The following is a 12,026-nucleotide window of genomic DNA, read 5'->3' on the forward strand; positions in this document are numbered from 1 at the left end:
TGGAACCATGTCCACGCATTCCATGGACCAGTCGCAGCCCCTGAACGGGTTGCCCAAGCCGCTGCTCGAAGTGCGGGACCTCGCCATTACGTTCAAGACGAACAACGGCGACGTCCCGGCTGTGCGCAACGCCCACCTGACGATCATGCCCGGAGAAACGGTCGCGATCGTGGGGGAGTCCGGCTCCGGAAAGTCGACGACGGCGCTGGCCGCCATCGGTCTTCTGCCCGCCAACGGTGCAGTCTCCGGAGGCAGCATCATCTTTGACGGTGAAGACATCACCCATGCGAGTGAGAAGCGCATCGTTGAGCTGCGCGGTTCCTCCATTGGCATGGTTCCGCAGGATCCGATGTCCAACCTGAACCCCGTGTGGAAGATCGGCTTCCAGGTCAAGGAAACGCTGAAGGCCAACGGCCTGCCGCACACCGCGAAGGATATTGCGCAGGTGCTCAGCGAGGCCGGACTGCCGGACGCCGCGGAGCGGGCCAACCAGTACCCGCACGAGTTCTCCGGCGGCATGCGCCAGCGTGCGCTGATTGCCATTGGCCTGTCCTGCCGGCCGCGGTTGCTCATCGCCGATGAGCCGACGTCGGCCCTGGATGTCACGGTGCAGCGCCAGATCCTGGACCACCTGGACCGCATGACCGACGAGCTTGGCACTGCAGTCCTGCTTATTACCCATGACCTCGGCCTTGCAGCCGAGCGCGCCCACAAGGTTGTCGTGATGTACAAGGGGCAGGTGGTGGAATCCGGTCCCGCACTGGAAATCCTCACCAACCCGCAGCACCCGTACACCCGCAAGCTCGTGGAATCCGCGCCCTCGCTCGCCTCCCGGCGGATTGAGACGGCGAAATCACTGGGCCTGGATGACTCGGCGGAACTCCTCGCGGCACATCCCGACGGAGTCAAGACCGAGAACGTCATTGAGGTGAAGCAGCTTTCCAAGGTGTTCAAGCTGCGCGGGGCGCTGGGCAAGTCCACCGACTTCAAAGCCGTCGACGACGTGTCCTTTACGATTCCGCGCGGCACCACCACCGCCGTCGTCGGCGAATCCGGCTCCGGCAAATCCACGGTGGCACGGATGGTCCTGGGCCTGGAAAAGGCAACGGAGGGGCAGATCCTGTTCGACGGAGTGGACATCACCACTCTGAACCGCAAGAGGATGTTCGATTTCCGGCGCCGTGTGCAGCCCATCTTCCAGGACCCGTACGGTTCGCTGGACCCGATGTACAACATCTTCCGGACCATCGAGGAACCGCTCCGCGTTCACGGCATCGGCAATTCCAAGAGCCGCGAGAAGAAGGTCCGGGAGCTGCTGGACCAGGTCTCGCTGCCGGCATCGATGATGCGGCGCTACCCGAACGAGCTGTCGGGCGGACAGCGCCAGCGCGTGGCCATTGCCCGCGCACTGGCGCTGGACCCGGAAGTGGTCATTTGTGATGAGGCTGTTTCGGCCCTGGACGTCCTGGTCCAGGCGCAGATCCTGAACCTGCTGGCCGATCTTCAGTCCGAACTGGGGCTGAGCTACCTGTTCATCACCCATGACCTGGCCGTGGTCCGCCAGATCGCGGACGAGGTGTGCGTGATGCAGAAGGGCCGGATCGTCGAAACCGGGTCCACGGACGATGTCTTCGACAATCCGCAGCAGGAATACACGAAGGCGCTGCTGGCGGCCATCCCGGGTGCCGGGCTGATGCTTCCTCCGGAAGTTGCCTAGGGTATTTCCCGATACCGGCGGAAGGCAGGCTGCCCGCGGGCGGCCTGCCTTCCGTGCGTCAGGATCCGCGCAGCGGCGGGGACAAATCGGGTCCATTAGGGAACTTATGGTCTTCGGACTAGAATATTAGCGTGCCCGCTGACGGCGGCGCCTTCGGTACATTCTTACGGAGCATACGTGCAGAGCGGGATTCGTACAGAACGGCCGGATTAGCCCGGTCACACGACTGGGCTACTGTGCACCACCTTCGAACTTATCTCCTATGAATTGAGTCCTCACGCATGTCAGAAACCAACACGGCTGTAAATACCGCAGTACGAAGCGATCTCCGCAACGTTGCGATTGTGGCCCACGTTGACCACGGTAAGACGACTCTCGTCGACGCCATGCTGAAGCAGACGAACTCGTTTGCCGCCCACGGAAACGTGGAAGAACGCGTGATGGACTCCGGTGACCTGGAGCGCGAAAAGGGCATCACCATCCTGGCCAAGAACACCACCGTGTTCTACAACGGTCCGGCTGCCAAGGGTGAAACCATTACCATCAACGTGATCGACACCCCCGGCCACGCCGACTTCGGCGGCGAGGTTGAGCGAGGCCTGTCCATGGTGGACGGCGTTGTGCTGCTCGTTGATGCTTCCGAGGGCCCGCTGCCGCAGACCCGTTTCGTGCTGCGCAAGGCGCTGGCCGCCAAGCTGCCCGTCATCCTTCTGGTCAACAAGACCGACCGTCCCGACTCCCGCATCGACGAGGTCGTCAGCGAAGCCATGGACCTGCTCCTGGGCCTGGCCTCGGACCTCGCGGACGAAGTTCCGGACCTGGACCTGGACCTGGTGTTGAACGTTCCGGTCGTTTACGCAGCCGCCCGCGTCGGCGCTGCTTCCCTGGAACAGCCGGCTGACGGCTCCGCTCCGGCCAATGACAACCTGGAACCGCTGTTCCAGACGATCATCGACCACATCCCGGCGCCCACCTACGATCCCGAGGGCGTCCTTCAGGCCCACGTGACCAACCTTGACGCTTCTCCGTTCCTGGGTCGCCTGGCACTGCTGCGCATCTTCAACGGCACCCTGCACAAGGGTCAGACCGTTGCCTGGGCCCGTGCCGACGGCACCATGAAGTCCGTCAAGATCACCGAACTGCTGGCCACCAAGGCCCTGGACCGGGTTCCGACCGAATCCGCCGGCCCCGGCGAAATCGTTGCCGTTGCCGGTATCGAGGACATCACCATTGGTGAAACCCTCACCGACATCGACAACCCCAAGCCGCTGCCGCTGATTACTGTCGATGATCCGGCAATCTCCATGACCATCGGTATCAACACGTCGCCGCTGGCCGGCCGCGTGAAGGGCGCCAAGGTTACGGCCCGCCAGGTCAAGGACCGCCTCGACAAGGAACTGATCGGTAACGTTTCGCTGAAGGTCCTTCCGACCGAGCGTCCGGATGCCTGGGAAGTTCAGGGCCGCGGCGAGCTCGCCCTGGCCATCCTCGTGGAGCAGATGCGCCGCGAAGGCTTCGAACTGACCGTTGGCAAGCCGCAGGTTGTCACCAAGCAGATCGACGGCAAGAAGTGCGAGCCGATGGAGCACATGACCATCGACGTACCCGAGGAATACCTCGGTGCGGTCACTCAGCTGATGGCCGTCCGCAAGGGCCGCATGGTCAACATGTCCAACCACGGTACCGGCTGGGTTCGCATGGAGTTCATCGTTCCCGCCCGCGGCCTGATCGGCTTCCGCACCAAGTTCCTCACGGAAACCCACGGTGCCGGCATCTCCTCCTCCATCGCTGAAGGCTACGAGCCTTGGGTTGGCCCGATCGAGTACCGCACCAACGGTTCCCTGATCGCTGACCGCTCCGGCGTTGTTACCCCGTTCGCGATGATCAAGCTGCAGGAACGCGGTTCCTTCTTCGTGGAGCCCACCTCCGAGGTTTACGAGGGCATGATCGTTGGCGAGAACTCCCGCGCCGATGACATGGACGTGAACATCACCAAGGAAAAGCAGCTCACCAACATGCGTGCCGCTTCCTCGGACACCTTCGAGAACCTGACCCCGCCGCGCAAGCTGACTCTGGAAGAGTCCCTCGAATTCGCCCGCGAAGACGAGTGCGTGGAAGTTACTCCGGAGTCCATCCGCATCCGCAAGCTGGTCCTGGGCGCTTCCGAGCGTGCCAAGGTCACCCGCGCACGCGCCAAGAGCTAATCCCATTAGCTCGGCAACAGTGCCGCTGAGTCGGGCCCCGCGCTGGCGGGGCCCGCTGTCAGCTGTGCTTGGCGGTCTGCTGGCCTCCGTGCTGGGAACAGGGCTGCACGCCCAGATTCTCTACATCGGAGACACGCCGCTTCCCCTGGGAGCAGCGGCTGCCATAGTGCTTAGCTGTGCGGCCACGGTGTTTGCCGGGCTTTGGGCAGGTGCAGCGCTGTGGAGCGCGGCAGCCGGGCTGCTGGCCTACGTGGTGCTCGGCCTGTTCACCCTTGACATCTGGGACACTCCGCTGATCATCACGGGAACCATTCTGGAGGAGCAGCCGGGGATTGTCCTGGCCGGCCGGATCTGGCTCTTTGGGCAGGCACTGGCGACCATTGCCGCTCTACTGATCACCTCGCGTGTGCTGGCCATGGCCCGCCGCGCAGGGGCGCAGCAGGAAGCTTAGATAACCGAAGGAAGGCCGCCGCGGGACACCGCGGCGGCCTTCCTTCGGTTTAAGCGGGTCATAGGCTCAGCGGGTCAGCGCCGCGGTGCACGGCGCTCCGGCGGCGGAGGTACCTGCTTGGCTGCCGTAATGAGTGCACAGGGAACCGTGACGTTTTCCAGCCGGCCCGCCACCGTAACGGACTCCTCCGTGGCCTGAACCAGATAGCCCAGCACATCCGTGAAACCGCCGTCTATGCGGTAACGGACCACCACGCGGGCGCCGTCGGGAAGGGACCGGAGGACGGCCGCAGGGCTCGAAACGTTCACCGTTCAATGGTACGCGGGCAGGGCCCGGCTGGGAGATAATGGTTCGGGCTACTAACGTGGAACCAACACTTCGTGGATTTTTCCCGTCCGGGACGGTCCGCAGATCAGGAAGGCAAGGGACGTGACGTACGTAATTGCGCAGCCATGCGTAGATGTAAAAGACAAGGCATGTATTGAGGAATGCCCGGTGGATTGCATCTATGAAGGTGAACGCTCCCTCTACATCCACCCCGACGAGTGCGTGGACTGCGGTGCCTGCGAGCCGGTCTGCCCCGTTGAGGCCATTTACTACGAGGACGACACTCCCGAGGAATGGGCCGATTACTACAAGGCCAATGTTGAGTTCTTCGATGACCTGGGCTCCCCGGGCGGAGCTGCCAAGATCGGCAACACGCACAAGGACCATCCGATCATCGCCGTGCTGCCTCCGCAGAACCAAGAGGCATGAGCTCCGTTCCGTCCCGCACTTTTGGGCTGAATCTGCCGGAGTACCCGTGGGAAGCCATGGCTCCCTACGTGCAACTGGCCTCACAGCACCCTGACGGGGCGGTGAACCTGTCCATCGGAACCCCGGTTGATCCCACTCCCACGCTCGTTCGCAAGGCCCTGGCAGCGGCCGCTGATGCGCCCGGTTACCCCACCACCCACGGCACGCAGGCCCTCCGCGAAGCGATAGCTGCCTGGTACGCACGGCGCCGCGGAGTTCCGAACCTGAATCCGCAGGACATTATGCCCACGGTCGGTTCCAAGGAACTGGTGGCCTGGCTGCCGCTGCTGCTGGGACTGGGTGAGGGCGACGTCGTCGTCCGCCCCACGGTTGCCTACCCCACCTATGACATGGGTGCTGTCCTGGCCGGCGCCACCCCGGTGGCCGCCGATGATCTGGAGGAGCTCGACGACGACGTCCGGGCCCGGGTGCGCCTGGTCTGGGTCAACTCGCCCGGCAATCCCACCGGAATTGTCCGCTCAGCGGCCTCACTGCGTTCAGTGGTGGAATCCGCGCGGGCCCTCGGAGCGGTGGTTGCCTCCGACGAGTGCTACGCGGAGCTGGGCTGGGGCTCCTGGGATCCCTCGCGTGGAGGGTCTCCGGTGCCGAGCATCCTGGATCCCGCCGTCAGCGGGGGCAGCAATGAGCTGCTGCTCTCCGTCTACTCGTTGAGCAAGCAGTCCAACATGGCCGGTTACCGTGCCGCTTTCGTGGCCGGTGACGGAGCCATCATGGCCAACCTGGTCAACAGCCGCAAACACGCCGGCATGATCGTGCCCGCCCCCGTGCAGGCCGCCATGGAGGCAGCGCTGGGGGATGACACCCACGTGGCAACGCAGAAGGACCTGTACCGGAAGCGGAGGGAACTCCTGGTTCCCGCCTTGGAAGCTTTTGGGCTGCAGATCCATCATTCCGAGGCAGGGCTGTACCTGTGGGCAACCGCGGGCGAGGACACCTGGACCACGGTGGAGCGGCTGGCGAAGCTGGGCATTGTGTCCGGACCGGGCAGCATTTACGGAAGCGCCGGTGACGGCTTTGTCCGGATTGCGCTGACCGGTTCGGATGAGCGCGTGGCAGCCGCCGCCCGGCGTCTGACCGCTGCCGGCGGATAAACCCCGTCGCGGATAACCCGGGGCCGGGCGGGTTGTATGTTTCGCTTAGACAACAACCCGGCCGCCGATTAGTCCTAAAGCCCGGCTAAAGTGTAGCGTTTTGCGTAAATAGATCTAGCGGAATTGACCCTATGGGTGGCCCGGAACCAGCGGGGCCCATAGCTCTGGTTTCTTCAAACTCCTGAAGGAGACTTAATGACTGAGCGTCCCAGTGCACAGCTGCGCTATGGGGAAAACACCGAAGACAGCCTTGAGCTTCCCCGCGTTGACGCGGTGGAAGGCAATGGCGGCTTTGATGTCTCCAAACTGCTGAAACAGACCGGAACCGTCACCTTTGACCCGGGCTTCATGAACACTGCATCCACGAAGTCCGCCATTACCTACATTGACGGTGACGCCGGAATTCTGCGGTACCGCGGCTACCCGATCGAGCAGCTGGCCAAGCAATCAAGCTTTCTGGAAACGTCTTACCTGCTGATCTACGGAGAACTGCCCACTGAGGCCCAGCTGCAAGACTTTGACCAGCGGATCCGCCGGCACACGCTGCTGCACGAAGACCTCAAGAGTTTCTTCGGCGGGTTCCCGCGCGACGCCCACCCGATGCCGGTGCTGTCTTCGGCCGTCAGCGCTCTGTCGACCTTCTACCAGGACTCCCTGGACCCGTTCGACGAGGAGCAGGTGGAACTTTCCACCATCCGCCTGATGGCCAAGCTTCCGGTCATCGCTGCCTACGCGCACAAGAAGAGCCTCGGACAGCCGATGCTCTACCCGGACAATTCCATGAACCTCGTGGAAAACTTCATGCGTCTGAGCTTCGGCCTGCCGGCCGAGCCGTACGAGATTGACCCGGATCTGGTCAAGGCACTGGACCAGCTGCTGGTCCTGCACGCTGATCACGAGCAGAACTGCTCCACCTCCACTGTCCGCCTGGTCGGCAGCGCCGGTGCCAACATGTTCACCTCCGTCTCCGCGGGCATCAGTGCCCTGTCCGGACCGCTGCACGGCGGGGCCAACGAAGCCGTGCTGAACATGCTCCGCGAGATCAAGTCCACGGGCATGGCACCGGAAACCTTCATGGAGAAGGTCAAGAACAAGGAAGACGGCGTGAAGCTCATGGGCTTCGGGCACCGCGTCTACAAGAATTACGATCCCCGCGCCAAGATCGTCAAGGCAACCGCCCACGACATCCTGGCCAAGCTCGGCGGCAACGACGAGCTGCTGGACATCGCCATGCGCCTGGAAGAGAAGGCCCTGGCCGATGATTACTTCATCGAACGCAAGCTGTACCCCAACGTGGACTTCTACACCGGCCTGATCTACAAGGCCATGGGCTTCCCCGAGAAGATGTTCACGGTCCTGTTCGCCATCGGCCGCCTGCCGGGCTGGATTGCACAGTGGCGTGAAATGATGCTGGATCCGCAGACGAAGATTGGCCGTCCGCGCCAGCTTTACACCGGCTCCCTGGAGCGCAGCTACCCCGTCCGCTAGGCGTCAAAGCCTGCGGCAGGACAGTAACGGCAAAGGCCCCCGGAATCCGTTCAGGATTCCGGGGGCCTTTTTGCGTTTCGCCCGTCAGGGCCGGCGGGTCAGGATGCGGCGTAGCCCTGGGGATTGTTCTTCTGCCAGCGCCAGTGGTCCTCGCACATGGCATCCAGCGTACGCTGCGCGGACCAGCCGAGGTCTGCCAGGGCTGCCGAGGGATCCGCGTAGCTGACGGCGGCATCTCCGGGACGGCGGGGAGCAATCTCATACGGGATGTCCCTGCCCGCGGCCTTGGAGAAGGCGGCCAGCACCTGGAGGACCGAGGAACCGTTGCCGGTGCCCAGGTTCCAGCGGTGCACGCCGGGCTTTACGGTGATGTATTCCAGTGCGGCGAGATGGCCGGCGGCCAGGTCCACCACATGGATGTAGTCCCGCACGCCGGTGCCGTCCTCCGTGGGGTAGTCATCGCCGAACACCATGACCTTCTCGCGGCGGCCCACAGCCACCTGCGCAACGAACGGCAGCAGGTTGTTGGGCACGCCTGTGGGATCTTCACCGATCCGGCCGGACTCGTGGGCGCCGGCGGGGTTGAAGTAGCGCAGCAGCGCAATATTCCAGCGTCCGTCGGCAGCGCCCAGATCCGCCAGGATGTCTTCGATCTGCTCCTTGGTGCGGCCGTAGGGATTCACCGCGTCCATGGGCATCTTTTCGGTCAGCGGAACTTCTTCGCTGGCGCCGTACACCGTGGCCGAGGAGCTGAAGACAAGGGTGCGGACATTGTGCTTGTCCATCATCCGCAGCAGATTCAGGGTGCCGCCCACGTTGTTGTGGTAGTAGTACAGCGGCTTTGCGACGGATTCGCCGACAGCCTTCAGTCCGGCAAAGTGGATGACGGCGTCGATCGCGTGCTCTGCGAATACGCTGTCAACAGCGCCCTCGTCCAGCAGATCCGCGTGCACGAAGACCGCGCTGCGTCCGGCCAGCTCCTGAACCCGCTTCAGGGATTCTTCGCTCGAGTTGGCCAAATTGTCCAGGACCACTACGTCGTGGCCCGCTTCCAGCAGTGCCAGTGTCGTGTGGGAGCCGATGTATCCCGTGCCTCCGGTAACTAGTATTCGCATGGTTCCAGAGTAGTGGATCCCGTCGCGGGCCCCGGTTCAGGACTGTTCAGCGGCCCGATGGACCGTAAGGACCACGGCGTTGTCCGGGGCGGGCGCGGGATCCCAGGAGCCGGTTGCGCGCGTCCACCGCAGTTCGTCGAACGCAACGGAGTCCAGCGACAGGGCTTCGGCGTTGGCAACCGCCCACTGAGCCAGGGACCAGCCGTAGGTTCCGCTGCCGGCAACCGTAATGCGGTCTCCTTCGACGGTTGACTCTACCGGCCCGTACACGGTGGTCATTGCCGCCAGGACGGCTTCCGGGCTGCCGGAGGACGACGGCGGAGCCAGGGCGCAGGTCAGCGCTGCGGGGGAGTGCCCGGTCAGGGCGGAAGCGAAGGCCTTGGCCTCGGCTTCGTGATCGGCGTAGGCGTCAGGGAAAGCGCTGCGCTGGACCGTCTGTGCCGCCACCGTCAGCGGGAGGTCCGCGTAATTCGGAACCTTTTCCAGCGCATCGTAGAAGGCATTTGCCGCATATACCGGCTCCATCACCTGCTCTTCGCTGCCCCATCCCTGGGACGGTCGCTGCTGAAACAATCCGCGGGAATCCGGTCCGGCGTCGTCCCCGTAATCGAGGTTCCGCAGCCCGGATTCCTGGATGGCTGTGGCCACGGCAATGGAGGCGGCGCGTGCCGGCATGCCCCGCCGAACGGAGATCCCGGAAATCAGGGCCGCCGTCGATGTCCGGGCGGGTGTCAGATGGTAGGCCGTACCGTCCGCTGTGGCCGTGCAGGCTGCGGGTTCCGGCCTCTTGTCTTCCGGCTCCCGCAGGACGGAGACCGCGTACACGGTGACTGCTGCCAGGAAGAGCACCACCAGCAGCAGCACCGGAACAAATCCGGTGCTGCGCCGGCAGCTGGGGTCGGAGGCCAAGGGGCGAACGTGCTAGTTGGCGTGCAGGGCGTCGTTGAGTTCCACGCTCGCGCCGCTGCGGGCGAGGGCCTCCACCGCACCGGTGGTGGAATTACGGCGGAAGAGCAGATTGGGCACGCCGGAGAGCTCCACCGCCTTGACGGTCTGCGGCTCCTCACCGGGAATCAGCACGGCCACCCGGGTGCCGGCGGTGATGTACAGGCCGGCTTCCACGACGGATTCATTGCCGATGCTGATGCCAACGCCGGAGTTGGCGCCCAGCAGCACACGCTCGCCAAGGGTGATTTTTTCCCTGCCGCCGCCGGAGAGGGTGCCCATGATGGAGGCGCCGCCACCCACATCGGTGCCGTTGCCCACCACCACGCCCGCGGAGATGCGGCCCTCCACCATGGAGACGCCCAGTGTTCCGGCGTTGAAGTTCACGAAGCCTTCGTGCATGACCGTGGTCCCTTCGGCAAGGTGCGCACCCAGCCGGACCCGGCCGGCGTCGGCAATCCGCACACCGGAGGGAACCACGTAGTCCGTCATCCGGGGGAACTTGTCCACGCCGTACACAGTGACCGGCCCGCGGGCCCGCAGCCGCAGGCGGACCGTCTCAAAGCCTTCCACCGCGCACGGCCCGAAGTTGGTCCAGACAACGTTGGGGAGCTTGCCGAAGATGCCGTCCAGGTTCAGCGTGTTGGGCGCGGCAAGGCGGGTGGAGAGCAGATGCAGGCGCAGGTACGCATCGGCGGTATCCGCCGGCGCCTCGTCGAGGTCAATCTCGGTGCGCAGGACCTCGCCGTGCGTGCCGCGCTCGGCATCGGTCATGGCGGCGGCTGCGGCTTCCAGCTCTGCGGCAAGGGAATTGGCGTCAGCCGAAGCGGCCGCGTCCCGGGCTTCGAGCACGGGCCGGGGGTACCAGACATCCAGCACTGTGCCGTCGTCGGTGATCGTGGCCAGGCCGAGGCCGGAGGCGATGCGGGCAGTGGGGGAGGAGGAGCTTGAAGTCATGGATTCAAGTCTACCGATTGGTGTCCGCCGGACGCGGGCGCAGGGGGTTGCTTCCGGCGCCCAGACATGGGATCGGTAGGGTGGAGACATGACTCAAACGCCATCCCGCACCCTGGACCTGACCCGCGACGTTGCCCTGCTGACCGCAGACCTGATGGACATTGAAAGCGTGTCCGGCAATGAGACGGAGCTGGCCAACGCCGTGGAGGCTGCGCTGCGCTCCTTGGCGCACCTGGAAGTGGTGCGCGACGGCGACTCCATCATGGCGCGCACGTCGCTGGGCCGCGCCGAACGGGTGATCCTCGCCGGGCACCTGGACACCGTTCCGCTGCCCACCGTCCCGGGCTCGCGCGGAACCGTTCCCTCCTCCTGGGACGGCGAGGTGCTGTACGGCCGCGGAGCCACGGATATGAAAGGCGGGGTGGCCGTGCAGCTGGCGCTGGCCGCAGAGCTGGCCAACCCGACACGGGACGTAACGTTCATCTTTTATGACCATGAAGAAGTGGAAGCGTCGCTGTCCGGTCTGGGCCGGCTCCAGGAGAGCTTCCCGGACTGGCTGGAAGCAGACTTCGCCGTACTGCTGGAACCCACCAACGGCACGGTGGAGGGCGGCTGCAACGGCACCATGCGCTTCCACGCCACCACCACCGGCCGGGCCGCGCATTCCGCCCGTGCCTGGATGGGGGAGAACGCCATCCACGCAGCAGCGGAAATCCTGACCCGGCTGCGGGACCATGAACCTGCCACCGTCTCCGTGGAAGGGCTGGAGTACCGGGAATCGCTGAATGCCGTCAAGATCTGGGGCGGAACCGCCGGGAACGTCATTCCGGATGCAGCCACCGTGGAAATCAACTACCGCTTTGCCCCGGACAAATCGGTGGAACAGGCCGAGGCATACGTCCGTAACCTGCTGTCCGGCTTCGATCTGGTCCGCACTGATGCCGCCGCCGGTGCCAGGCCGGGACTGGACCGGACTGCGGCGGCGAGTTTTGTCGCCGTCGTCGGGCAGGAACCCAAACCCAAGTACGGCTGGACCGACGTTGCCCGGTTCAGCGCCCTGGGCATCCCGGCCGTGAACTTCGGTCCCGGGGACGCCCTGCTGGCGCATACGGACAACGAGCACGTTGAGGCGGCGGCTGTGCGGGCCTGCCTGGCCGCACTGCGGACCTGGCTGAGCTGAGGCTGCGCAAAGCATAAAGAAGCACGGCATACAGAGGCACGGCATAAAGAAGGGGAGGACCG

General features: G+C 64.5%; 11 protein-coding genes. 7 read left to right on the top strand and 4 right to left on the bottom strand.

Translation table 11 applies throughout. The features are described 5' to 3' along the window. The first annotated feature begins 7 nt into the window (after positions 1 to 7). From CXQ89_RS05180 to CXQ89_RS05190, 3 genes are all read left to right on the top strand, one after another. Positions 8 to 1,717, top strand: a complete 1,710-nt coding sequence (locus tag CXQ89_RS05180; protein WP_104052638.1) for an ABC transporter ATP-binding protein — start codon at positions 8 to 10, stop codon at positions 1,715 to 1,717. Positions 1,718 to 1,998: 281 nt separating this feature from the next. Next, positions 1,999 to 3,921 (top strand): translational GTPase TypA, encoded by a 1,923-nt coding sequence (typA, locus tag CXQ89_RS05185; RefSeq protein ID WP_104052637.1) that lies wholly within the window; start codon positions 1,999 to 2,001, stop codon positions 3,919 to 3,921. A 19-nt stretch (positions 3,922 to 3,940) separates the two neighbouring features. Beyond that, on the top strand, positions 3,941 to 4,372 hold the full coding sequence (locus CXQ89_RS05190; protein WP_146067198.1) for a hypothetical protein: 432 nt from the start codon (positions 3,941 to 3,943) through the stop codon (positions 4,370 to 4,372). Positions 4,373 to 4,446: 74 nt separating this feature from the next. On the opposite strand, the gene CXQ89_RS05195 is transcribed toward CXQ89_RS05190, so the two are convergent. Continuing rightward, positions 4,447 to 4,680, bottom strand: a complete 234-nt coding sequence (locus tag CXQ89_RS05195) for a hypothetical protein (RefSeq protein ID WP_104052635.1) — start codon at positions 4,678 to 4,680, stop codon at positions 4,447 to 4,449. A 121-nt stretch (positions 4,681 to 4,801) separates the two neighbouring features. On the opposite strand from CXQ89_RS05195, the gene fdxA reads away from it, so the two are divergent. The 3 genes from fdxA to CXQ89_RS05210 all read left to right on the top strand — a co-directional run bounded on the left by fdxA (position 4,802) and on the right by CXQ89_RS05210 (position 7,767). Next, on the top strand, positions 4,802 to 5,128 hold the full coding sequence (gene fdxA / locus CXQ89_RS05200; RefSeq protein ID WP_104052634.1) for a ferredoxin: 327 nt from the start codon (positions 4,802 to 4,804) through the stop codon (positions 5,126 to 5,128). Then, complete coding sequence (dapC, locus tag CXQ89_RS05205; RefSeq protein ID WP_104160487.1) at positions 5,125 to 6,279, top strand: succinyldiaminopimelate transaminase; 1,155 nt, start codon at positions 5,125 to 5,127, stop codon at positions 6,277 to 6,279. The genes fdxA and dapC overlap by 4 nt, the downstream gene beginning before the upstream one ends. 195 nt (positions 6,280 to 6,474) lie before the next feature. Further along, entirely contained in the window at positions 6,475 to 7,767 is a 1,293-nt protein-coding gene (locus CXQ89_RS05210) for a citrate synthase (RefSeq protein ID WP_104052632.1), read from the top strand. Positions 7,768 to 7,865: 98 nt separating this feature from the next. Here CXQ89_RS05210 and galE read toward each other — a convergent pair whose 3' ends face one another. The 3 genes from galE to dapD are packed head-to-tail and all read right to left on the bottom strand — an operon-like array spanning position 7,866 to position 10,784. Then, on the bottom strand, positions 7,866 to 8,882 hold the full coding sequence (gene galE, locus CXQ89_RS05215) for a UDP-glucose 4-epimerase GalE (protein ID WP_104160488.1): 1,017 nt from the start codon (positions 8,880 to 8,882) through the stop codon (positions 7,866 to 7,868). Between the two features lie 36 nt (positions 8,883 to 8,918). Continuing rightward, on the bottom strand, positions 8,919 to 9,791 hold the full coding sequence (locus tag CXQ89_RS05220; protein ID WP_258059875.1) for a hypothetical protein: 873 nt from the start codon (positions 9,789 to 9,791) through the stop codon (positions 8,919 to 8,921). 12 nt (positions 9,792 to 9,803) lie between these two features. Continuing rightward, positions 9,804 to 10,784: a 2,3,4,5-tetrahydropyridine-2,6-dicarboxylate N-succinyltransferase gene (gene dapD, locus CXQ89_RS05225; RefSeq protein ID WP_104052629.1), complete on the bottom strand. Its 981-nt coding sequence runs from the start codon at positions 10,782 to 10,784 to the stop codon at positions 9,804 to 9,806. Positions 10,785 to 10,872: 88 nt separating this feature from the next. Between dapD and dapE the strand changes: the two genes are divergently transcribed. Further along, positions 10,873 to 11,964: a succinyl-diaminopimelate desuccinylase gene (gene dapE / locus CXQ89_RS05230; protein WP_104160490.1), complete on the top strand. Its 1,092-nt coding sequence runs from the start codon at positions 10,873 to 10,875 to the stop codon at positions 11,962 to 11,964. Positions 11,965 to 12,026: the final 62 nt, after the last annotated feature.

Source organism: Arthrobacter sp. ZGTC212 (assembly GCF_002929255.1).
Taxonomy (GTDB): domain Bacteria; phylum Actinomycetota; class Actinomycetes; order Actinomycetales; family Micrococcaceae; genus Arthrobacter_B; species Arthrobacter_B sunyaminii.